This is a genomic window from Brachybacterium sp. HMSC06H03, from assembly GCF_001807385.1.
Lineage (GTDB): Bacteria > Actinomycetota > Actinomycetes > Actinomycetales > Dermabacteraceae > Brachybacterium > Brachybacterium conglomeratum.
The window spans coordinates 18,813-40,529 of record NZ_KV788636.1 but is presented as its reverse complement, the minus strand read 5'-3'; the positions used below and the strand labels follow the sequence as shown (position 1 = coordinate 40,529).

Here is a 21,717-nt window from a genome sequence, read left to right as displayed (position 1 = left end):
GAACGGCGGGACCCTCGGGGAAGGGGTCCCGCCGTTCTCTCGTGCGGTGATCGTGCTGGTGCTGTGCGGTGCCGAGGTCACGGGCGGGCCCGAGGAGCCCGGCGAGGGCGACGAGCTCCGCAGCCGACTTGTCCCGCGCAGACTCCGGGGCCCGCGCGGGGGAGGAGCGCTCAGGAGTTCTGGCGCGAGTCCATCACGGTGCGCAGCAGCGCGTCGAAGTCCTCGGTGAGGCGCGCGCCGGAGGCGCCCTCGTAGAGGTGCAGCGGGACCGCGCCGCCCTGCGCCTGCTGCAGGCCCACCCGCTCCTCGATGACCGGGTCCAGGACCGAGTCGCCGAAGAGGTCGCGCAGCTCGGCCAGGCGGTACTGGTGCTCGACCGAGCGCGGACGGTAGCGGTTCACCACGAGCCCCAGGGGCTGCAGCCGCGGGGCGATGCCCTCCTCGTGCATCTCGGCGGCGAGCTTGAGCGCGCGGTCCGCGGCGGTGACCGCGAAGAAGCCCGGCTCGGCCACCACGAGGGAGCGATCGGAGGCGGCCAGCGCCATCTGCGTGAGCCCGTTGAGGGAGGGCGGGCAGTCGATGATGACCAGGTCGTACTGGTGGGTGCGCTTGTCCAGCGCCTGGTGCAGCCGGCCCACGTCCTTCTGGTTCAGCGCGGGGGAGTCCATCACCGCGGAGCGGCTGGTGCCCGGGATGATGTCGAGGTGCGAGGCGGCGTCCTTCGACCACGGCGTGGGGATGATCGCACGATCGATCGTCTCCGTGCGCGGGGAGGAGAGCACCTCGGCGATGTCGAGCGTGGAGGCCGGCTCCCCGAGCAGGCCCAGCGTCGAGTCGCCCTGGGGGTCGAGATCGATGACGAGCGCGTTCACCCCCTGGTGCAGGGCGGCAGAGGCCAGGCCCAGGGTCACGGACGTCTTGCCGACGCCGCCCTTCAGGGAACACACACTCACGATGAACACCCCCGCAGTCTACCGACCCGGGCAGGCTCCTCGGTGCCGCGACGAGCGGTAACCTGCCGTGGCCACCCGCACCCCGCCCCCGGAGGGACCCCGATGACGCAGCTGACCCACGACCTCGTGCTCGAGGTGCTCGAGGGATGCGCCGCCAGCGCCCTCGCCGAGGCCCGAGAGCTCGGTGCCGTGCGCACCGTCTCCGCGACGGAGCTGACGCTGCGCACCGACGATCTCGACGCCGTCCGCTCCCTGCGCCACGTCGTCGCCGCCTCGACCTCGCTCACGGTCCCCGCGCGCCGCCCCCGGGAGCTGCTGGAGACCTCCGTGCAGCAGCGGCTCGCCGAGCTGCTCCAGGACCTGCGCCGGCAACGGCCCCGCCAGGTGTTCCACGGGCTGCGCCTGGAGGCGGCGGGTGCCGGGACGCCGGAGATGCGACGCCTGGCCGCCGCCCTCGCCGAGCTCGCCGATCTCCCGATCGACGACGCCGACGGGGACCTCGTCGCCCGGGTGCGCCGCGGCGCCGCGCCCGGTACCTGGCAGGTGCTGCTGCGCACCACGCCGCGCCCGCTCGCGACCCGGGCATGGCGCGAGGTCGACTACCCCGGCGCCGTCAACGCCACCATCGCCGCGACCGTGCTGGGCCTCCTGGACGTCGGCGCGCAGGACTCCCTGCTGGACATGACCTGCGGCTCGGGCACCTTCCTCGTCGAGCAGCTGCACCGGGCGGCACCGGTCCGCGCCGTGGGCGTGGACCTCGATCCCGGGGCGCTGGACGCGGCACGCCGGCACCAGCGCGCGGCCCGGCGCAGAGGCCGCATCGACTGGGTCGAGGGCGATGTGCTGACCGCGGAGCTCGAGGGAGGCTTCACCCGCCTGGTCACCAACCCGCCCTGGGGCACCCTCCACGGCGAGCACGAGAGCAACGAGGACCTCCTCGCGGCGCTGCTCGAGCGCGCCGCGGAGCTCGCCGCGCCCAGCGCCCGGCTCGGGGTGCTCACCCACGAGATCACCCGCATGCAGCGCGTCCTCGAGCAGCGCGCCGCGGGCTGGCGCCGCGTCGGCGAGCACCGCTTCTTCCAGAAGGGCCACCACCCGCGCCTGTTCCTGCTCGAGCGCTGAGCAGGCCGACGGCGCCAAGCGCGCTCAGAGCCCGCGGCGCCCCGCCGTGAGCGCCCGCCTGCCGCCGGAGTCCCCGTGGATCCGCACCCGCGCGACCTCGTCGCGGCCCGTCACCCACAGCAGCAGCTCGAGCGGCTCGCCGTGCACGCGCAGGCTCCCCTCGGCGCCGCGGGAGCGCAGCCGCCGCCCGCCCAGCGGGGAGACGAGCGTGACATCGGCCCGGATCCGCATCGCCAGCGGCGCCATCAGGCCCACGGCCCGCCACGCCGCCCGATCCCGCTCCGCATCCGGACGGCGCGGCTCCCAGCCGTGCCGGCCCCGGCGCAGGTCCTCGTGGTGGATGAGCAGCTCGGCCTGGCCGCTCAGCCGGTCCATCCGTCCGGCGAAGGAGAGCGGGCCGGGGCCCCGCCGGAAGTCCTCGACCCGTTCCGTCCACGGGCGACCCCGCCGGCTCTCCCGCGTCTCGCGGGCTCGTCGGCCGAGCGGGCCGGGCAGGCGCGGCCCGACGACCAGGTGCGGGGCGGACTCCCGCAGCACGAGGTGCTCCAGGAGGTCCTCCGCGTCCCAGCCGGGCAGGATCGTCGGTGCCTCGGGGCCGAGCGCGGCGAAGCTCGCCGCGAGGGCCTCGCGCTCATCGCACTCGCGGTCTGCGCCGGCGCGGTCCCCGGCTCTGCGCACGCGGCTCATCCCTGGTTGCTGAAGGCCGCGTCGAAGGACTGCTCCGAGACCGGGTAGTCCAGGCCGCGCAGCCGCTCGAGCGCCTCCTTCGCGCCGTGCAGGCGGTCCATCCCGGCGTCCTCCCACTCGATGGAGATCGGGCCCTCGTAGCCGATCGAGCGCAGCGCCCGGAACGCCGCGTCCCACGGCACGTCCCCGCGGCCGAAGGAGACGAAGTCCCAGCCGCGCCGCGGATCGCCCCACGGCAGGTGCGAGCCGAGGCGGGTGTTGCGCCCGGTGGTGCGCACCCTGATGTCCTTGCAGTCCACGTGGTAGATCCGGTCGGCGAAGTCGGTGACGAAGGAGACCGGGTCGATCTCCTGCCACATGAAGTGGGAGGGGTCCCAGTTCAGGCCGAAGGACTCCCGGTGCCCGATCGCCTCGAGGGTGCGCTTCGTGGTCCAGTAGTCGTAGGCGATCTCGGAGGGGTGGACCTCGTGCGCGAAGCGGACCCCGCACTCCTCGAAGACGTCGAGGATCGGGTTCCAGCGGTCGGCGAAGTCCTGGTAGCCCTCGTCGATGACGTCCTGGCCGACGGGCGGGAACATCGCCACGTACTTCCAGATCTTCGAGCCGGTGAAGCCGACGACCGTGTCCACTCCGAGCTTCTGCGCGAGGCGGGCGGTGTTCCTCATGTCCTCGGCGGCGCGCTGCCGCACGCCCTCCGGATCGCCGTCGCCCCACACGGCGGGGCCGACGATCGCCTGGTGGCGGAAGTCGATCGGGTCGTCGCAGATCGCCTGGCCCTTGAGGTGGTTGGAGATCGTCCAGACCTTCAGCCCGTGCTTCTCCAGGATCCCGAGCCGCTCGGCGATGTAGGCCTCGTCGTCCCAGCGGCTCGCGTCGAGGTGCTCGCCGGAGACGGCGATCTCGAGACCGTCATAGCCCCAGCCGGCCGCGAGCTCCGCGACCTCCTCGAGGGTGAGATCGGCCCACTGGCCGGTGAACAGGGTGTGGGGGTGCGCCATGGCGGCGTTGCTCCTTCTCGTCGGTGAGGGTGGCGTGCGAGGGGTCAGAGGCGGACGGTCGCGCCGTCGGCCCGGTGGGAGGCGATGACGGCGTCGAGGATCCGCTGGAGGGCGAGCCCGTCCTCGAAGTCGGGGGAGTAGGCGGCGGGGTCGCGGTCCCGGACGGCCAGCAGCAGGTCGCGGGCCTGGTTCGTGAAGGCGTTCTCCCAGCCCAGGATGTGGCCCTGCGGCCACCAGCCCTCGAGATAGGGGTGCTCGGGCTCGGTGACGAGCACCCGGGCGAAGCCCTGCTCGGCGACCGGTGCGGTGGCGTCGAGGACCCACAGCTCGTCCAGGCGCTCGAGGTCGAAGCGCAGCGCGCCCTTCGTGCCGTACACCTCCAGGGCGAGCTCGTTCTTCGCACCGGTGGCCATGCGGGTGGCCTCGAGGGATGCGATCGCGCCGCCGTCGAGCTCGAGGGTGGCCCAGGCGGCGTCGTCGACCGTGACGGGCTCGGGGCCGTCGGGGCCCGGACGCTCGGGGACCATCGTCGCGAGCCGGCCGCGCACCGCGGTGACCTGCTGCCCGGTGACGTACTGGATCTGGTCGATCGCGTGGGAGCCGATGTCGCCGAGCGCGCCGGAGCCCGCGGTCTCCTTCCGCAGCCGCCAGGTCATCCCGGCCTCGGCGTCCACGAGCCAGTCCTGCAGGTAGGAGGCGCGGATCTGGCGGATCTCACCGAGCCGGCCGGCGGCGACGAGATCGCGGGCGTGGGTGAGGGCGGGCACGCGGCGGTAGGTGTGGCCGAGGGCGGCGATCTGTCCGCGCTCGCGCGCGGTGCGGGCGGCCTCGACCATGCGCTCCGCCTCGGCCGGGTCGTTCGCCAGCGGCTTCTCGCACAGCACGTGCTTGCCGGCCTCGAGCGCGGCGACCGCGATCTCGGCGTGGAGGAAGCCGGGGGTGCAGATGTCGACGATGTCGACGTCGTCCCTCGTGATCGCCTCGCGCCAGTCGGTGGCGTGCTCCTCCCAGTCCAACCGGCGCGCCGCCTCCGCGACGGCCTGCTCGTCCCGTCCCACGATCACGCGGCGCGCGATCGGCGGCACGTCGAAGGCGGCGCCGACGGTGCGCCAGGCCTGGGAGTGGGCGCGGCCCATGAAGGCGTAGCCGATCAGGGCGACGCCGAGCGGACGGGCGGGGGTCTCGGGCACAGGGGCTCCTTCGGACGACGGGTCATGGCCGGGCGGATGCCCGCGAGGGCGCGGCCTGCTCGGCAGCACCGCGGGAGCGCGGGTGGACCGCGCCGCGTCTGTGCGATGCTCCGGCACCGATGGCCCCGGCTCACCACCCTATGTCGCTGATCACGTCCGGGCAAAGGCGCCGGCCGCCCGCCGGGCATCCGCCGATGCCGGAGACTGGGGGCATGGAACGTCATGTGCGCGCATGGATGAGAGCCGAGGTCCAGGAGGGGACGGACGTCGCACTGCTGGTCGCGGTCTCGGACGCCCCGGCGGCGGAGGAGACGCTCAGCGTGCGCGCGGGCGGGGCCGAGCATCCGGTGACGGAGACCCGGGACCGCTTCGGCAGCCGCCTCCACGTCCTGCACGACCTGCCCGCCGGGGAGGTGGAGATCGTCTACGACGCGCGCGGCATCGGCGAGGCGCCCGCGCCGCGGGTGCTCGAGGCGGACTCGGTGCTGCACCTGCGTCCCTCCCGCTACTGCGAGGTCGACGAGTTCACCCGCAGCGCCCAGGAGATCGTGGGGGAGCGGGAGGGGATCGAGGCCCTCGACGCGGTCGTGGACTGGGTGCACGGCCACCTGGACTACGTGCCAGGGTCGAGCACGATCACCGACTCGGCCCGCAGCATCTTCGTCACCCGGCGCGGAGTGTGCCGGGACTTCGCCCATCTCACCGCGACGCTGCTGCGCGCGGCGGGCATCCCGGCGCGCTGCGCCTCGGTGTACGCGCCGGGTCTGAGCCCGATGGACTTCCACCTCGTGGTCGAGGCGCTGGTCAAGGGGGAGTGGCTGGTGGTCGACGCGACGCATCTCGCGCCGCGCGCCTCCATGGTGCGCATCGCCACAGGTCAGGACGCCGCGGACACGGCCTTCATGACCACCCTCGCCGGGGACGTCGCGCTCACCGGCATCCAGGTCACCGCCGTGGTCGATCCGGAGCTGCCGCGCGAGCGGCCGGGGGAGCGGCGAGCGCTGCGCTGAGCACAGGGCCCGCCGCTGCCGCTCAGGCCCGCGGCGTCTCCGGCCCGGAGGGGTCCTCGGGATCCGTCGATCCGTCGATCCCCGTCGGCCCCTCGGAACCCGCGCTCCCCTTGGAGCCGGGCGAGCCCTCGCCGTCCCTCGACCCGGCCGTGTCCTGCGTCGACTGCTCGGCGGAGCCCTCGGGCGCCTGCCCGCCCTCGGTCTCGAAGCTCGCCAGGTACTCCTCGACCTCGGCGGCGATGTCCTCGGCGCTGGGCACGACGGAGCCGGCCCCGGAGGTGATCATCCGGTCGTAGCGCTGCTCGAACCCGGCGACCATCTCCTGCAGCGCCGGCTGGGCCTCGATCTGGGCGGCGATCGCCTCGCGCACGGGGAGCGCCTGCGCCTCGAGCGCGTCGGCCGCGATCCGGGGCCCCCTCTCCTCGCCGACCGCGGTCAGCAGCGCGATCGCGGCGTCGGGAAAGGACATCTCGTGGAGGTACTGGGGCACGTGCGCGGTCAGGCCCACCACGTCGTGCCCGCCCTCGGCCAGACGCATCGTCAGCAGCGCCGTGAACGGGGCACGGAGACGGAAGGTGCCCGGCATGGTGCGGCGCACCGCGATCGACTCCGGGTCGCCGGCGAAGCGGGTCACGGGCAGCTCCCGGGTGTGGGGGACCGGGGCGGGGAAGCCCTGCAGCAGCAGGGTCCGCTCGATGCCGAGCTGCTCGACCACGATCCGCAGCGCGCTCGCGACGCGCTCCCACTGGAAGGACGGCTCCGGCCCGGTGAGCAGGAAGAAGGTCTCCCCCCGCTCGTCGGTCACCTCGTGCAGCAGGATCTCGGGCTTCTCGTAGTCGTCGAAGTGATCCAGCTGCAGCGTGACCTCGGGGCGGCGTCCGGCGTAGTCGTGGACCTGGTCCATGTCCAGCCGTCCCACGACACGGCTGGAGAGCGTGTTGAGCAGGTGATCGTCCAGGAGCCGCTGCGCATCGCCCGCATCGGTGAAGGCTCCGAGGGTGACCAGCAGCGTCCTGCCGTGCAGGGCGCGCGAGTCGACATGGCGCTCGTAGCTGAACAGGGTCGTCGGATCCATCATGACCTCCAGGGCGACAGGACGGCCTCGGCGGGCCGCGGGTGGGTGACCTCCTGGTCAACGGCGCCTCCGTCGGAACTATTCCGCCCTCGGCGCAGACGGGCCGGAGTTGGTGCACCTCACAGCAGCATCAGGGCCGTGTCCGCGGCGAGCCGCGCCGCGAGCGCCCCGGTCACCACCAGGAACACGATCCGCACGAAGCGCGATCCCAGGCGCAGCGCGAGCCTCGCGCCGAGGAAGCCGCCGCTGAGGTTCGCCATCGCCAGCACGCCGCCCAGCAGCCACCACACCTGGCCCTGCAGCCCGAAGACCAGCAGCGCCCCGACATTGGTGGTGAGGTTCGCGAGCTTCGCGTGGACGCTCGCCTCGAGGAAGCCGTAGCCCAGCAGGGAGACCATCAGGATGATGAAGAAGCTGCCGGTGCCGGGGCCGAGGATCCCGTCGTACATGCCGACGCCCGCCCCGATCCCGCCCGCGCGCAGCAGATGGGAGCGGCCCTGGTGGCGCGGGGCGTGCTCGAGCCCCATCGACGGCTTCATCAGCGTGTACGCGCCGACGGGGAGCAGGGCGACCAGCACGATCGGGGTCAGCCAGGGCTTCGGAATCAGGCTCGCCAGCGCCGCCCCGGCCGCGCTCCCGCCCAGCGCGCACACCACCAGCGGCCCCGCGGTCGCGGCGACCGGGGTGATCCGTCGGACGTAGGTCCAGGAGGACACCGCCGTCCCCGCGGCGGAGGCGATCTTGTTCGTGCCGAGCACGGCGCCGCTGGAGGCGTCGGACGGCATGGCGGTCAGCAGCGCAGGCAGTTGGATCAGCCCGCCGCCGCCGACGACCGCATCCACCCAGCCGGCCACGAAAGCGGCCCCGATGAGCAGGACGAGGGTCAGGGCGGAGAGCTGGGTGAGTTCGGCGAGCAGAGGCACCGCACCAGTGAACCACCGCCCCGGCCCGGCGGGCCGGGCTGACACACTGGGGCCATGCGCGCGCTCATCTGGGACCTCGGCGGCACGCTCGTGGACACCTATCCGGACGTCGACCGGGCGCTCGCCGGGGCGCTGCGCGCGGAGCCGGACCAGGGGCTGCTGCACGAGGTCGCGGTGCTGACCCGGCGCTCCAGCTCCGAGGCGATCACCGAGCTCGCCGCCCGCCATGAGGTGACCGAGGCGCGCCTGCGCGCCGCCTACGAGGCGACGAAGGAGCAGTGGGCGCGCAGGGCCCCGCCGCTGAAGGACGGCGCCCGGGAGGTGCTGGTGGCCGTGCGCGAGCGCGGCGGGCTGGATCTCGTGGCGACACATCGCGATCGCGCGAGCGCCGCCGCCCTGCTCGCCGCGCACGGCCTCGAGATCGACGACATGGTGTGCGCACCCGACGGCCACCCCCGCAAGCCCGCCCCCGACATGATGCTCGACCTGCTGGCCCGGCACGGGCTGACGGCGGCGGAGTGCCTCGCGGTGGGGGACCGGCCGGCCGACGTCGAGGCCGCGCGGGCCGCCGGGGTCGAGGGCGTGCTGCTGGAGACCCCCGGGATCCCGCTCGAGGCGCCAGGGGCGCGCCGCATCCACTCGCTGCGCGACCTGATCCCGCTGCTCTGACCGCCGGCGACCCGGACGGCCCACGTGGTGGTGCCCGCCTGCATCGGCGCGACACTCATGGCGCGCCTGGCCGGCGCGGAGCCCTCCGCTGCACCGCCGGATCGAGCCGGTAGTGGCCGCTCGCAGCATCGTGCTGGAAGAGGCTGATCAGGGCCGCGAGCGCGAGGGCGATCCCGCTCATCTCCAGCAGCTCCTCGATCATCGTGCCGTAGATGTAGCGGTTGTCCACGATCCAGTCCGATGCCGCCAGATGACGGCCGTTCAGGGTCTCCACCCCGACCGCGCCCACCAGGAACAGCGCCCCGCCCAGCAGGATCCCGATCTGCGCCCGGCGGGGGAGCGAGAGCCCCAGGCGCAGCAGGAGCAGCCCGATCACCAGCGCGATCGGCGCGCCGACGAGGACCCAGGTGAACCCGACGTCGAACGGCAGCAGCGCCGCGAGCCGGTCGCCAGGCACGTCGAAGCGCTCGTGGATCTCGAGGTACTCGTCGACCGAGGCGAGCAGCGCCACCACCGCCAGCAGCCACCAGGAGCGACGGAAGGACGGCCCGGCCAGGGCGATCATCGCCGCGAGCCCGCCCAGCAGCAGCCAGAGGCCGGAGTTGTACCAGGTCGCCATGTTGTACTCGCGCCCCACGTCGAAGTACCAGAACACGGTGTGGAAGTTCTGCGACGTGACGCCGGTGGTGCGCTGATGGGCCAGCAGCGTCGCGAGCGCGACGAGGATGATCACCACCGCCACGGCGGTCAGGCGGGCGGCGATGCGGGGGAGTGAGAGCGGGCGGAAGTCGGCCTCGTCGGGAGTGACGGTGTCGGTGGCGCGTGCGTCTGCGGTGCGCACGGCGGCGGGGTCGGTCATTTCGGACACCCTATGAACTCCCGATGAGATCTCGGTGAACCCCTGATGTGGACGCTCTCATGCGTGTCGCGGCACGTCGGGGGACTACGTTGGGGACATGGCGATCATCTACCAGGCCGAGCTCAGCCCGACGAAGCGCGAGGTGCTGCGACAGCTGCTCACCTCCCGCCCCTGGGGGGAGGACGGAGAGCTCCAGGTGCTCGGCGCCTACCGCTTCGACGACCCGACCGGCGAGGTCGGCGTGGAATGCCATCTCGTGCGGGTGGGGGAGAGCATCTACCACCTGCCGCTGACCTACCGGGGCGCGCCGCTCGAGGACCCCGCGGCGCAGCTGGTGACCACGATGGACCACTCGGTGCTGGGCACCCGCTACGTCTACGACGGCCTCGAGGACGAGCTGGCGATCGAGTGCTTCGCCCGGGCGCTCGCCGGCGTCCAGCAGCAGGCGGAGCTCCAGATCTTCGCACCCGACGGCACCCCCGAGGGGACCCGTCCGCAGGCGGTGGAGCTGAGGCTCGAGGTCGACGAGGGCGAGACGGCGCCCACCCTCGAGGAGCTGCTCGACGGGGACGAGACGTTCACCGTCGCTCGCACGGTCGACGGGCTCGACGGCGCAGTCCGTCTCGTCGCCGCCTGGGACGGCGGACGCGGGGTCGTCGCGGCCTGCTGAGCGGGTCGACGCCCCTCAACCTCCGCTCCCCGTCGGGGAGGACTGCCCGCCGAGACGTGCGGTGACCTGTGCGGCGGCTTCGATCACGGCATCGCGCAGCACAAGGTGGCTCCCCGTGTGCTGGACTCGGGAGCGCGGTGCGCTCGCGGTGATGCATCCGACGAGCTCGCCGCGATAGTCGTGGACAGGGGCGGAGACGCCGTACTCGTCCATCGTCGTCTCTCCGTCGTTCACGGCCACGCCCTGCTCGCGGACGCGGGCGAGCTCCTCGTGCACGGGGTCCTCGGGACCCAAGTAGTCCTGCAGGCCGAAGCCGTGCCGTGCGAACAGCTGATCGGCATCCTCGGGGCTGAGCGGTGCAAGGAAGACCCGCACGGAAGAGCTGGCGAGCCGCGTGTAACGGGTGCCGATCGAGGCGCTGTGCTTGACCTGGTGTGGGCTCGCGTACTGCTCGACGACGATGGCCTCCGTGCTGTTCCAGACAGCGAGGGCCGAGGTCTCCTGCGTCTGCTGCGTCATGGCCTCGAGGTGCGGGGCGGCCGCGCGTCGGATGTCGAGCTCCGCGAGCAGCGGACCGGCCAGGCCGATCATCCCCAGTCCGAGGCGGTACCTGCCGGAGGATTCATCCCGCTGGACGTATCCGCCCTCTGCGAGCCCGGCCAGCATGCGGGAGACGGTGCTCTTGTGCAGGTTGACGATCTCCGCGATCTCGGTGACACCGAGCAGCGATCGATCCGAGGCGGAGAATGCCTCGAGCACCAGGAAACCGTTGAGCAGCGACGCGGCCGCCCCCTGCTTCTCGTTGTTCTCCCTCTCGCCCACCATCGAAAGCCCCTCCGAACTCGTCGTCGCACTGCGCCCGGTCGGGCGCCTCGAAAGTGTAGAGCGCACGGACGGACGGTGGGCCCGAGGACCGGTCGGTCCTCGGGCCCACTCTTCGCCAGGGCGCCGTGTCGGCTCAGGCGGGGTCCGCGGGTGCCGAGACCTCGGGCTGAGGATCCGAGAGGGTCTTGGGGACGGTCTCCTCGAACTGCGGAAGAGCCTCGAGATAGCGCACGACGTCGTCGGTGGACTCCACATCGCCGAACTTGTTGTCGATGTCGTAGAGGTTCCACTGCACGACGCCGGGCACGCGATCACCGATCGTCTCGCGAGGGATGATCGGTCGGAAGCCCTTGGCCAGGGCGTCCTCGACCGTGTGGCGCACACAGCCGGCGGCCGTCGCTCCTGTGACGATCAGGGTGTCGATGCGGTTGGAGGTCAGGAACAGCTCGAGGTTGGTGCCCGGGAAGGCCGAGGCGCGGTTCTTCTCGATGACGACCTCGCCCTCGGCGGGGGCGATGCGGTCGTCGATCTGCGCCCAATAGGAATCGGCGGGGAGGGTCTCCGTGGGGATCTTCGAGTACCACAGGCCCATGTCGTTGGTGCCCGAGGAAGCATCGCGGTTCTTGTAGACGTTGGTGGTGTAGAAGACCGGGACACCCTTCGCGCGGGCGGCCTCGTTGATGCGCTGGACGTTGGGGATGATCGTGTCCATACCGGCGCAGGTGAAGGGGTGACCGGGGCGGGTCCAGGCATTCGCCAGGTCGATGTGGATCACGGCGGGGCGGTTGCCGTAGCCGACGCGGCGCTTGAATCCGCGCTCGTTGTAGATGCCGACGCCGGCCTCGAAAGCCTCCTCCAGCACGGCGGCGAGGCGGGTCTCGATGTCGTTCGCGGTCTCGATCGTGTCGGTCATGGGAGTCTCCAACTCTTCTGCGAAATGGTTGTCGGCTCAGCAACGGTGTTGCTGGTGTAAATACTGTAGCTCAGGTCATGTCCAAGAGCCAGGGGGCTCCCTGCGGTGTCGGGATAGTGGATCAGTCGGTGCGGACCGCACGCGGATCCACATTGCGGGCACCCAGGATGACCAGGCCAGACAGCAGGATCGGCACGCAGCCCCACGCCATCACCGAGGAGCCCCAGCCGCTGCCCGAGGCGATTGCCGCGGTCACGCCGATGCCGGCGATGAGGGCGCCGAGCTGCCCGCTGGCATTGATGATCGATCCGCCGGTGGCCCTGGTGTGGGCCGGGAAGCTCTCGCCGTTGAAGAACAGGAGCGCTGCGAAGGGCCCGATGAGGAAGAAGAGTCCCGAGCTGTAGAGCGCGATGATCAGTCCGAAGCTGCCCTGTGGTGCGAGCACCAGCGCGAGGAACGAGAGGCCCGAGAGGATCCAGCCCAGTGCGATCGTGTTGCGCCGGCCGATGCGATCTCCCAGCCAGCCGTGGAACAGATAGCCCAGGAACGCGGTCCCGTTGGAGACGACGAGGATCCCGAGCGCGTTGGTGAACGGAACGTCCTTGCCATCGGGAGCTGTGAGATACGACGTCCCCAGCATCACGAAGCACAGAACCCCGAACCAGCTCAGCATGAAGGCGATCGAGATGATGAGCGTAGGGCGAAGGGAAGCTCCCTTGAACGCGGCCGCCAGCGGCGTGGACTGCTCGGCGAGGTCGATGCCGGACTCTCGGGCGAGCTCGAACGCCTCGGCCTCGTGACCGTCCTTCAGCAGACGGTCCGCCTCGCGCCGCAGCACGAACTGCGGGGTCTCCTTGAGCTTCTTCGCCGCGAGCAGGATGAAGACGGCCGGGAACATCGCGACCACGAACGGGAGCTCCCAGCTGCCGATCGGGAACAGCACGTACACCGACGCCGCGGCGAGCACCGATCCGACGGGCCAGCCTGACTGCACCAGAGAGTAGATGAATCCGCGCCGTTTCGCCCGTCTCGCGTCGGTGTGGGTCTGAGCGAAGAGCTCGTTGAGGTAGGTGGCATTGATCGCCTGCTCGGCATAGCCCAGCCCTGCCATCGAACGAACCATCACGAGCACGATCACTCCGAGGCCGCCCACGACTCCGGCGATCAGGCCCGCGACTGCGGTCAGGCCGGATGCGAGGGCGGCGCCGGCTACAGCCAGGACGATTCCCTTGCGGCGTCCGAAGCGGTCCACGATCGGTCCGATGCCGAAGGCCACCAGTGCCGTGCCAGCGGTGACGGCAGTGTTGATGCCGGTGCTCTGCGCGGAGCTCCAGCCGAGGTCGGCGGCCATCTCCGGCAGCAAATTCCCGAACAGCACGAAGTCGTAGACGGCGAATGTCCAGGCCAGGAAGCACAGGACGAGTGCCCAGTTGAGGTCCTTGCGGGTGATCGACGGCGCTTCGGCGAGGGCCGCTGCCACGAGGTGGCTGTCGGCGGCGGGTTCGGGGCGGGTGGTATCAGGAGCGTCTCCGGCCAGGGCGGCGGAAGTGCTGGCGTCGTCGGTGGGGGTGTTCATGTCGGTTCCCTCTCGCGGGTCCGGTGATCTCTGCGGGATGCGGCGGCGTTCGGAGCGCGGAGTCAGCGAACGCGACCAGGTGCTCGACCGACGGGGCCGTCAGGAGATGACCGGGTCGGGGAGGAGTGGGAGCGCGTTGATGCGAGACAGCGGCGAAACGGGGGAAGCAGTGGAACGGGTGGTGCAAGGGAAGAGCTGCGGGGCCGCAGCGCCGCAGGACGCGATGGGCGTGGAGCGGAGCTGTCCGCTCCGGGCCTGAGGAGTCAGGTACGCCAGGACCCGGCGTCTCCGTGGACGGCGCCGGGTCCTGACCTGCCGGTGTGCGATGCGGGCGGTGCCGACGAAGGTCGCCGGTGGGCGAGCCGTTCGGTCGGCGCCAGCCGTGCGTGTGGATCAGGCGTTGGCGGGAGCGAGCGCCTGCTCCGACGGCTCCTCCGAACCGGTCGTCTCGGAGTCGCTGGTGCGTGCGGCCCGCAGCGCAGCGGTGGCCGCGCCGTCGAGCACGAGCTCGCCCTGCTCCTCCTCGAGGACCACGCCGTAGTCGTCCTTCGCGGCCTCGCGGGTGGTGAAGCCGTCGAGGACGTCCTCGAGCACCTTCTCCGGTGCCCGCCTGAGCGGATCACCGAAGCCGCCTCCCGAGGGGACCGTGATCGTCAGCGAGTCACCGGCCGAGATCTTGAAGCCCGTGACCTTCGAGGGCCAGTTCTCCTCGCCCTCGCGGCCCTTGTTCTTCACGATCGACGCGTTCAGTCCGTCGTGGCCGCCGAAGATGCCCCATGGGACGTCCGAGTCATGGCGCTCTCCCTCGCAGGTGACCACCGTGTCGGTGAGGAAGGTGTTCTCCCGGACGATGCCGATGCCGCCCCGGTGCTCGCCGGCCGCGGCAGGCTCCTCGCGCAGCTCGTAGCGGTCGGTCCGCATCGGGAACCGCCACTCGAGCTCCTCGATGGGGTTGTTGCGGGTGTTGGCGATGAGGTTGTCGGTCGAGTCGGGACCGTCCGAGTGGGCCCGGCCGCCGTAGGATCCCTCATTGACCTCGAGGTAGACCCAGTACTCGCCCTCGTTCTCGTCCCAGCCCGCGTAGGACATGAAGTGGATGTGGGCGGAGTTGCCGGCCGTCACCCGCTCGGGGATCTGGGGCGCTAGCGCCCTCAGGGCCAGGTCCACGGCGCGCTGCACCTGCGAGAAGCGGGAGAACGTCGCAGCGGGGTACGTCGGATTGAAGATCGTGCCCTCGGGAGCGATGACCTTCAGCGGCTTCAGCATGCCCTCGTTCTGCGGGACGTGGACCGGGAAGGCCACCTCGTCGAGGAACATCATCCGGGTGATGAAGGTGAAGGCCGAGACCGTCGTCCCCTCGAATGCGCAGTTGTAGGCGGTGGGGACCTGGGGTGAGGACCCGGTGAGGTCGTACGTGATCTCGTCGCCCTCGACGATGACCTTCACCGCGATCGGCAGCTTCTCCCCGAAGTTCCGCCCGTCGTCGTCCAGGTATCCGACCTCGGTCTCGTAGACGCCATCGGGGATCTTCGCGATCTCCTGACGCAGCATGCGCTCGGAGTAGTCGATCCACGACTGCCCGGCCTCACGCACCGCCGGATAGCCGTAGCGCTCGACCAGCGCGAGGTAGCGGGAGCGTGCGAGCTCACAGGCGGCGATCATCGCCTGGAAGTCACCGAGGTTCGAGGTGGGGGTGCGGGAGTTGTTCAGGATGTGCCGGATCAGAGACTCCTGGCGCACGCCTTTCTCGTAGATCTTCACAGCCCGGAAGATCTGGCCCTCGGACTGCATGTCCTGGATGTCGACCATCAGTCCGGAGAACGCGCCGCCGTTGTCGATCAGCTGACCGGAGGCGCCGGCGAAGCCGACGAGTTCGCCGTCGTGGAAGATCGGCTGGATCACGGCGACGTCGGGGGAGTGGGTCGCACCGAGATAGGGGTCGTTGTGCAGGATGACGTCGCCCTCGTGGATGTCGTCGCCGAGCACGGAGATGACGCCCTTGACGATCTTCGGCATGGAGCCCATGAACATCGGGGTCGAATCGGACTCGGCCAGGACGTTGCCGTCCTTGTCGAACAGGCCGGCGCCGAGGTCCTCGGACTCGCGGATGATCGAGGAGTAGGCCATGCGGAACAGGACCGAGGCCATCTCCTTCGCCGCTGAGCTCAGGGCGCCTCCGATGACGCGCATGAGGATCGGGGTGGCGAGCTTTACATCCGCAGCCTGGACTGCAGGGCAGGTGATGACGATGTTGCCGGCCCCGTCGACGACGCCGGTGAACTCCGGCGGCACCACGACGGTCGAGTCGTACTGCTCGATGATGATCGGGCCCTCGAACTCGGTTCCGCACGCGAGCCCCGCTCGATCGTAGAAGCCGGTGGCGAAGGTCTTGGGCTTGCCGTCCACGCTGAAGGTGACGTCACGGGTCTCGATGAGCGCGCCCTCGAGGTCACCGCCCTGGGGAGGCTGTGCAGGGGGCAGGTCGTCCATCACGCCGATGGCCTCGACGCGGATCGTGATCAGCTCGACCTCTCCGTCGGCGAACCGATGGCCGTACTCGGCGAAATGCGCCTCGTGGAAGGCCTCCTCCGCCGCCTCCAGCCAGGCCTCGTCGACCGGTCCCTCGGGGACGTCGAAACGGATCTCGTAGCCCTGACCCGCGTAGCGGGCGTCGGCCTTCCAGTCGATCCTGCGACGCTCGGGCGGGACCTCCTCGGCGTCGAGCTGGGCGACGGCCCGCGCCTCGAGCGCCTCGTAGGCCTTCTGGACCCTCTCGGGCTCCGGCTCCGCGAAGCGCATCCGCAGGGTCGACATGAACTCGTACTCCTCGTCGGTCGCGAGGAGGCCGATGCCGGCGATGATGCCCGGGTGTGCGGGGACGAGGACGTGGGGGACCTCGAGCTCCGCAGCGATCTCGCAGGCGAACAGTGCCCCCGCACCGCCCTCGGCGACCAGGGTGAAGTCTCGCGGGTCGTAGCCTCGGCGCACCGAGTTCTGCTCGATGGCCTGGGTCATCCCGAACTTCTGGATCTGCAGCGCACCGAGCGCCGCCTCGTCGATGCTCATGTCCAGCTCATCGGCCAGACCCTGCATCGCCCGCCGGGCCGCCTCGATGTCCATGTCCAGGTCCGAGCCGGCCAAGATCCGATCGGGCCGCATGCGGCCTAGCAGCACCTGGGCGTCGGTCGAGGTGGGTTCGGTGCCGCCGCGGCCGTAGCAGACGGGACCGGGCACGGCTCCGGCAGACTGCGGGCCGACCCTGAAGACGCCTCCCTGGTCCACGTAGGCGATCGAGCCGCCGCCCGCGCCGATGGTGTCGACGTCGACCATGGGGACCATGGCCTGGTAATCACCGATCTTCGTGTCCAGCAGATGGCGCATCCGCAGCTCGCCCTGGTGCGCCACACCGATATCCGCCGAGGTGCCGCCGATGTCGAGGGTGATGACGTTGTCGAAGCCGGACTGCTTCCCGGCCCATACGCCGCCGATGAGGCCGCCGACGGGGCCGGACATCATCAGGGTCACGGGCAGCTTCGCGGCCTCGGCGATCGGGACCATGCCGCCGGAGGACTGCATCAGCAGGATCTCGCGCTTGTAGCCGAGACCGGTGGCCGCTTCCTGGAGCCGACGGAGATAGCGGGAGACCTTCGGACCGACGTAGGCGTTCAGCGCGGTGGTGGAGAAGCGCTCGTACTCGCGATAGAGCGGGACGACCTCGCTGGAGAGGGAGAGGTACGCCTCGGGGAACTCCTCGTGCACGATCTCGCCGATGCGTCGCTCGTGCGAGTCGTTGAGATAGCTGTGCAGCAGGCACACTGCGATCGCCTCGACACCGGCCGCCTTCAGCTCGCGGACGCGCTCGCGGACCTCGCCCTCGTCGAGTTCGACCAGGACTTCGCCGTGAGGCGCGGTGACGCGCTCCCGCACGGTCAGCCGATGGCGCCGCTTGACCAGGGGGTGGGTCTGCCAGGGGAGATCCTGCTGGAGCGAGAAGTTGTACGGCTTCTTGTGGCGGGCGATGTGGAGGATGTCGCGGAAGCCCTCGGTCGTGATCATGCCGACCTCGGCGCCCGTATGGGTGAGGGCGGTGTTCGTCGCGACAGTGGTGCCGTGGACGAGCTGGTCGATCTCGGAGAGCGGGACGCCTGCCTTCTCCGAGAGCTTCTCGAGGCCGTTGATGACGGCCTCGGACGGATCGTGCGGCGTGGACGGGACCTTCTCGACCACCGCAGTGCGGTTCTCATCGTCGGAGAAGTAGAGATCTGTGAACGTTCCGCCGACATCGACGCCGATGCGCTTCATGGTGGGATCCTTCCCGGGGAGATCTGTGGTCAGCACTCCACGAACGTGACCTGCGCCATAGTCCGTGTTGCTTGGGTAGCACCGTATATGTGACAGGAGCAACACGCAATGGGTGTCGGGGGAGTAGCCGTTCTGTGATCAGAGGTCTCATGGCGAGGGGTGCGCTGACCGCCCACCGTCCGAAATGCCGTGGGGTGTGGAGGGCGATCGATTCCCCCTAGTCGCTCTCCCCGGCGAGGTGGGTGGCGAGGATGTCCTGGGCGATCTCGCGCAGCAGCCTGATCGAGTCGCGGGGGAGCTGGGCCTCGGTGCTGCCGGCGCGCATCGCCGCGATGATCCGCCGGCTCGAACGCCCCGGACCCGCCAGGCGCACACGACGGACACCAGGGTTGTCCGCGAGGCTCACCAGACGGGGGAGCAGGCCGACCCCCGCTCCGGCGCCGACGAGGGCGATGGCCGTGCCCCACTCCGTGGCCTCGTGGACGATCCTCGGCGTGAGACCTGCCGCCGTGAAAGCCGCCGTGAACAGCGCGCGATAGGCGGAGCCGGGGCGGTCGGTCACCCACGGGTCCGCGACGAGGTCGTCCAGCGACACGCGCTCCCGTGCGGCGAGGGGGTGATCCGCCGGCACCATGACGTCCAGCGGGTCGTCGAGCAGGGTGATCTTCTCGAACCGGGGGTCGGCCTCGAGCAGCACCTCGCCCTGCATCGAGACGACCACCGCCACGTCGATGCGCTCGGCCACCAGCAGGTCGAAGCAGCGTGCCGGGCTCGCCTCCATCACCTGGACCTCGACGGAGGGGTGCAGGTCGCGCAGGCGGGGCAGGAGAGGGGCGATGAGGTGCGAGGCCGCGGTGGAGAAGCCTCCGATGCCGAACTGCCCCGGGACCTGACCGTCCGCGCTCGCGCTCGCGGCCCTGATCTGCTCCCACTGCGCGAACAGCGCGTCGCTGCGGCGCACCAGCTCCTTCCCTGCGGCGGTCAGGCGCAGCCCTCGGCCGTCGCGTGTGAGCAGCGTCAGGCCCAGGGACTGCTGCAGCTCTCTCAGCTGCGCCGACACCGCCGAGGGGGAGTAGCCCATGAGCTCCGCGGTGGCCGCGACGGTCCCGCAGCGGGCGAAGGTGCGCAGGGTGACGAGGCGAGCATCGATCATGCGGAGATTCTGCACTGCACTCGCCGACGATTCGCGCTTATCGTGCATGATCCGCGGCGCTAGCCTTCTGCGTATCCGCTGTCATCCCCCGACGAAGAGGGAGAGCATGTCCACGATCGACGCACGACGCGCAGCACCCTTCGCGACGGCCGCCATCGCGCCCGAGAAGCTCTCCGAGCTCCAGGCACTCGTCGACTCCCGTCGACCCGGCTTCTCGCTGACGGCCCCGTTCTACACCGACAGGCAGCTGTTCGACCTCGACATGCGCGCCGTCTTCGGACGGCACTGGCTGTTCGCGGGGAGCATCGCCGAGCTGCCCGAGCCCGGCGACTACATCACCGTCGACTTCGGCCCCTATGCGCTCATCCTGCTGCACCACGACGACGGCTCCATCAGGGCCCTGCACAACGTGTGCCGTCACCGCGGCGCCCGGATCCTCACGGAGGACTCCGGGACGACGGGGAACCTCGTGTGCGGGTACCACTCGTGGACGTACGCCCCGGACGGAGCGCTGATCCACGCCTCCGCGCCCGGGGAGATCGACTTCGACGCCGGCTGCTTCGCGCTCAAGCGCGCGCACTGCAGGGTGGTGGGCGGTCTGATCTTCGTGTGCATCGCGGCGGAGCCGCCGGAGGACTTCGACGAGGTCGCCGAGATCTTCCGCCCGTACATCGAGCCGCACGAGCTCGGCGCGACGAAGGTCGCCTACCAGCAGGACATCGTGGAGCAGGGCAACTGGAAGCTCGTGATGGAGAACAACCGCGAGTGCTACCACTGCGACGGCCATCCCGAGCTGGCGTGCTCGCTGTTTCCCACCTGGGGACTCACCGACGAGACGGTGCCGACCCATCTCGTCGACGTGTGGGACCGCAATCTCACGGCGAGCGCCGCCCTCGAGCAGCGGTGCCGACGGTACGGCCTGCCGTTCGAGGTGATCGAGGAGCTCGACACCCGCGTGGCCGGCATCCGCATCTCCCGGGAGCCGCTCGACGGCGCGGGGGAGTCCTTCTCGGCCGACGGCCGTCGGCTGTCGAAGAAGCTGCTGGGAGATCTGCCCGACTTCCGGCTGGGCCGCTGCTCCATGCACCTGCAGCCCAACAGCTGGTTCCACCTCCTCGGCGATCACGTCATCACCTTCGCGGCTCTCCCGATCGACGAGGGGCGCACGCTGGTGCGCACCACCTGGCTTGTCGCCGACGACGCCGTCGAGGGTGTCGACTACGACCTCGAGACCCTGACCCACACCTGGAAGCAGACCAACCTGCAGGACAAGGCGTTCGTCGAGCTGTGCCAGCGCGGTGCCGCCAGCCCCGTGTACGAGCCCGGCCCGTACATGAAGAGCGAGTACCAGGTCGAAGCCTTCGTGAACTGGTACATCACGCGCCTGCGGGAGGCGCTGCAGTGAGCTTCGACGTCGACGTGGACAGGGGCGCGGTGTCGCCCGCCCTGCGCACCCGCGGCCTCGAGATGCCGTGGAACCGCGTGCTCGCGGCGGTGGCGGGGCCGGCGCGCGCCGCGAGGGCGCTCGGCCCCTGGTACCCGGAGGAGTTCCAGGCCGAGTGCGTCGAGACCATCCCCGAGTCCCAGGACTGCACGACCTTCGTGTTCCGACGGCTCGACGGCGCGCCGCTGGCGTTCCGTGCGGGCCAGTACCTCAACATCGACTTCCCCGTGGACGGAGAGGAGGCCGAGCCGGTCAGCCGCAGCTACTCGCTCTCCAGCGCCCCGACCTCTCCCTGGACCTTCGCCGTGACGGTGCGCCGTGACCCGGCAGGTCTGGTGTCGTCCTGGGCGCACGCGAACATGCGTCCGGGCATGATCCTCGACATGCTGGGACCTGTCGGCGCGTTCCACCTGCCCGACTACGACCGCCGGGCGCGCTACCTGTTCCTCGCCGCCGGATCGGGCATCACCCCGATCATGTCGATGATCCGCACGATCCACTCCCTGCCGGGACAGGCCGACGTCTGCCTGCTGTACCACGGCTCGTCCCCGGATCGCTTCGCCTTCGTCGACGAGCTCGACTTCCTCGAGAAGGCCGACTTCCGGATCCGGGTGGCCTATTCGCTCGGCGACCGCGAGCGGCCCGAGGGGTGGGGCGCCCGCGTGGGACGCATCTCGGCGGAGATGATCGACGCCGTCGCGCCCGACGCCAACGGTCGCCAGGTGTACGCCTGCGGTCCGCAGGGATACCTCGAGCAGGTCCTCGACTGCCTGCCCGCGGTCGGCGTGGACGACACCTCGGTGTTCGTCGAGAGCTTCACCGGCGATTCCGCCACACGGCGCGAGTACGCGGCCGAGCTCGCGGCCGCCACGGAGTTCGCCGAGGACCTGCAGGTCGCCGCCGAGGAGAGCGCGGAGCACCAGGGCGCGGTCCTGGACGTCTACGACCTGACGGCGGCAGACTTCCCTGCGCTGGCGCACGTGGAGCCCACCGTGGCGGTAGACGCCGAGGCGAGCGCGCCCGTTCCCCGCACCCCGGACGCACCGGAGGGGGAGCGCCAGGTGGTCGGTGCCGGCGCGCTCACCATGTCTTTCCTCCGCAGCGGGCTCGACGTGCGCATCGACCCGGAGCAGAACATCCTGCAGGCGGCACGGGCCTCCGGCGTGCGCATCGGCGCCAACTGCCAGGAGGGCATGTGCGGCTCCTGCAAGATCGTGAAGCTGGAGGGCGACGTCGACATGCACCACCAGGGCGGCATCCGCGCACGCGAGATCGCCGCCGGGAAGTTCCTGCCCTGCTGCTCCACCGCCGTGACCGACCTCGTCATCGACGCCTGACCCCTCGGGAG

Annotated in this window: 18 protein-coding genes; 6 read left to right on the top strand and 12 right to left on the bottom strand. The window is 70.9% G+C overall.

From position 1 onward, the window contains the following. Positions 1-170: 170 nt before the first annotated feature. Complete coding sequence (locus HMPREF3159_RS00420) at positions 171-962, bottom strand: ParA family protein (RefSeq protein ID WP_070499050.1); 792 nt, start codon at positions 960-962, stop codon at positions 171-173. Between the two features lie 93 nt (positions 963-1,055). Here HMPREF3159_RS00420 and HMPREF3159_RS00415 point away from each other — a divergent pair, with 93 nt between their 5' ends. After that, entirely contained in the window at positions 1,056-2,075 is a 1,020-nt protein-coding gene (locus HMPREF3159_RS00415; protein WP_070499049.1) for a methyltransferase, read from the top strand. Between the two features lie 24 nt (positions 2,076-2,099). Here HMPREF3159_RS00415 and HMPREF3159_RS00410 read toward each other — a convergent pair whose 3' ends face one another. The 3 genes from HMPREF3159_RS00410 to HMPREF3159_RS00400 are packed head-to-tail and all read right to left on the bottom strand — an operon-like array spanning position 2,100 to position 4,950. After that, positions 2,100-2,762 (bottom strand): TIGR03085 family metal-binding protein, encoded by a 663-nt coding sequence (locus HMPREF3159_RS00410; RefSeq protein ID WP_070499048.1) that lies wholly within the window; start codon positions 2,760-2,762, stop codon positions 2,100-2,102. Further along, complete coding sequence (locus HMPREF3159_RS00405; protein WP_070499047.1) at positions 2,759-3,760, bottom strand: sugar phosphate isomerase/epimerase family protein; 1,002 nt, start codon at positions 3,758-3,760, stop codon at positions 2,759-2,761. The genes HMPREF3159_RS00410 and HMPREF3159_RS00405 overlap by 4 nt, the downstream gene beginning before the upstream one ends. Before the next feature lie 44 nt (positions 3,761-3,804). After that, on the bottom strand, positions 3,805-4,950 hold the full coding sequence (locus tag HMPREF3159_RS00400; protein WP_070499046.1) for a Gfo/Idh/MocA family protein: 1,146 nt from the start codon (positions 4,948-4,950) through the stop codon (positions 3,805-3,807). A 212-nt stretch (positions 4,951-5,162) separates the two neighbouring features. Here HMPREF3159_RS00400 and HMPREF3159_RS00395 point away from each other — a divergent pair, with 212 nt between their 5' ends. Next, positions 5,163-5,960, top strand: a complete 798-nt coding sequence (locus tag HMPREF3159_RS00395; protein WP_070499045.1) for a transglutaminase-like domain-containing protein — start codon at positions 5,163-5,165, stop codon at positions 5,958-5,960. Positions 5,961-5,982: 22 nt separating this feature from the next. On the opposite strand, the gene HMPREF3159_RS00390 is transcribed toward HMPREF3159_RS00395, so the two are convergent. Both HMPREF3159_RS00390 and HMPREF3159_RS00385 read right to left on the bottom strand, forming a co-directional pair. After that, entirely contained in the window at positions 5,983-7,038 is a 1,056-nt protein-coding gene (locus tag HMPREF3159_RS00390) for a PAC2 family protein (protein ID WP_246821379.1), read from the bottom strand. 116 nt (positions 7,039-7,154) lie between these two features. Next, on the bottom strand, positions 7,155-7,958 hold the full coding sequence (locus HMPREF3159_RS00385; RefSeq protein ID WP_070499044.1) for a TSUP family transporter: 804 nt from the start codon (positions 7,956-7,958) through the stop codon (positions 7,155-7,157). Positions 7,959-8,012: 54 nt separating this feature from the next. Between HMPREF3159_RS00385 and HMPREF3159_RS00380 the strand changes: the two genes are divergently transcribed. Continuing rightward, positions 8,013-8,627, top strand: coding sequence for an HAD family hydrolase (locus HMPREF3159_RS00380; protein WP_070499043.1), 615 nt, complete (start codon positions 8,013-8,015; stop codon positions 8,625-8,627). Between the two features lie 55 nt (positions 8,628-8,682). On the opposite strand, the gene HMPREF3159_RS00375 is transcribed toward HMPREF3159_RS00380, so the two are convergent. Continuing rightward, entirely contained in the window at positions 8,683-9,486 is an 804-nt protein-coding gene (locus tag HMPREF3159_RS00375) for a hypothetical protein (protein WP_070499042.1), read from the bottom strand. Positions 9,487-9,583: 97 nt separating this feature from the next. Here HMPREF3159_RS00375 and HMPREF3159_RS00370 point away from each other — a divergent pair, with 97 nt between their 5' ends. Next, on the top strand, positions 9,584-10,156 hold the full coding sequence (locus HMPREF3159_RS00370; RefSeq protein WP_070499041.1) for a maltokinase N-terminal cap-like domain-containing protein: 573 nt from the start codon (positions 9,584-9,586) through the stop codon (positions 10,154-10,156). A gap of 15 nt (positions 10,157-10,171) precedes the next feature. Here HMPREF3159_RS00370 and HMPREF3159_RS00365 read toward each other — a convergent pair whose 3' ends face one another. From HMPREF3159_RS00365 to HMPREF3159_RS00345, 5 genes are all read right to left on the bottom strand, one after another. Next, positions 10,172-10,981 (bottom strand): IclR family transcriptional regulator, encoded by an 810-nt coding sequence (locus HMPREF3159_RS00365; protein WP_070499040.1) that lies wholly within the window; start codon positions 10,979-10,981, stop codon positions 10,172-10,174. A 133-nt stretch (positions 10,982-11,114) separates the two neighbouring features. Further along, positions 11,115-11,894: an N-carbamoylsarcosine amidohydrolase gene (locus HMPREF3159_RS00360; RefSeq protein WP_070499039.1), complete on the bottom strand. Its 780-nt coding sequence runs from the start codon at positions 11,892-11,894 to the stop codon at positions 11,115-11,117. Between the two features lie 121 nt (positions 11,895-12,015). Continuing rightward, positions 12,016-13,470 carry an MFS transporter gene (locus HMPREF3159_RS00355; protein ID WP_070499038.1) on the bottom strand — a complete coding sequence of 485 codons (1,455 nt, stop codon included), beginning with the start codon at positions 13,468-13,470 and terminating at the stop codon, positions 12,016-12,018. A 393-nt stretch (positions 13,471-13,863) separates the two neighbouring features. After that, positions 13,864-17,772 (bottom strand): hydantoinase B/oxoprolinase family protein, encoded by a 3,909-nt coding sequence (locus tag HMPREF3159_RS00350; protein ID WP_083305719.1) that lies wholly within the window; start codon positions 17,770-17,772, stop codon positions 13,864-13,866. Positions 17,773-17,989: 217 nt separating this feature from the next. After that, positions 17,990-18,925, bottom strand: a complete 936-nt coding sequence (locus HMPREF3159_RS00345) for a LysR family transcriptional regulator (RefSeq protein ID WP_070499037.1) — start codon at positions 18,923-18,925, stop codon at positions 17,990-17,992. 106 nt (positions 18,926-19,031) lie between these two features. Between HMPREF3159_RS00345 and HMPREF3159_RS00340 the strand changes: the two genes are divergently transcribed. Then, positions 19,032-20,330, top strand: coding sequence for an aromatic ring-hydroxylating oxygenase subunit alpha (locus tag HMPREF3159_RS00340; protein WP_070499036.1), 1,299 nt, complete (start codon positions 19,032-19,034; stop codon positions 20,328-20,330). Next, positions 20,327-21,706: a flavin reductase family protein gene (locus HMPREF3159_RS00335; RefSeq protein WP_210388806.1), complete on the top strand. Its 1,380-nt coding sequence runs from the start codon at positions 20,327-20,329 to the stop codon at positions 21,704-21,706. Before HMPREF3159_RS00340 ends, HMPREF3159_RS00335 begins: the two co-directional genes overlap by 4 nt. Positions 21,707-21,717 lie beyond the last annotated feature (11 nt).

Bases quoted from the DNA above. Each gene is read 5' to 3' on its own strand.
- HMPREF3159_RS00390 (WP_246821379.1), bottom strand. From the start codon at position 7,038: ATGATGGATCCGACGACCCTGTTCAGCTACGAGCGCCATGTCGACTCG.
- HMPREF3159_RS00355 (WP_070499038.1), bottom strand. From the start codon at position 13,470: ATGAACACCCCCACCGACGACGCCAGCACTTCCGCCGCCCTGGCCGGA.
- HMPREF3159_RS00340 (WP_070499036.1), top strand. From the start codon at position 19,032: ATGTCCACGATCGACGCACGACGCGCAGCACCCTTCGCGACGGCCGCC.
- HMPREF3159_RS00395 (WP_070499045.1), top strand. From the start codon at position 5,163: ATGGAACGTCATGTGCGCGCATGGATGAGAGCCGAGGTCCAGGAGGGG.
- HMPREF3159_RS00410 (WP_070499048.1), bottom strand. From the start codon at position 2,762: ATGAGCCGCGTGCGCAGAGCCGGGGACCGCGCCGGCGCAGACCGCGAG.
- HMPREF3159_RS00350 (WP_083305719.1), bottom strand. From the start codon at position 17,772: ATGAAGCGCATCGGCGTCGATGTCGGCGGAACGTTCACAGATCTCTAC.
- HMPREF3159_RS00405 (WP_070499047.1), bottom strand. From the start codon at position 3,760: ATGGCGCACCCCCACACCCTGTTCACCGGCCAGTGGGCCGATCTCACC.
- HMPREF3159_RS00375 (WP_070499042.1), bottom strand. From the start codon at position 9,486: ATGACCGACCCCGCCGCCGTGCGCACCGCAGACGCACGCGCCACCGAC.
- HMPREF3159_RS00345 (WP_070499037.1), bottom strand. From the start codon at position 18,925: ATGATCGATGCTCGCCTCGTCACCCTGCGCACCTTCGCCCGCTGCGGG.
- HMPREF3159_RS00380 (WP_070499043.1), top strand. From the start codon at position 8,013: ATGCGCGCGCTCATCTGGGACCTCGGCGGCACGCTCGTGGACACCTAT.
- HMPREF3159_RS00365 (WP_070499040.1), bottom strand. From the start codon at position 10,981: ATGGTGGGCGAGAGGGAGAACAACGAGAAGCAGGGGGCGGCCGCGTCG.
- HMPREF3159_RS00415 (WP_070499049.1), top strand. From the start codon at position 1,056: ATGACGCAGCTGACCCACGACCTCGTGCTCGAGGTGCTCGAGGGATGC.
- HMPREF3159_RS00360 (WP_070499039.1), bottom strand. From the start codon at position 11,894: ATGACCGACACGATCGAGACCGCGAACGACATCGAGACCCGCCTCGCC.
- HMPREF3159_RS00370 (WP_070499041.1), top strand. From the start codon at position 9,584: ATGGCGATCATCTACCAGGCCGAGCTCAGCCCGACGAAGCGCGAGGTG.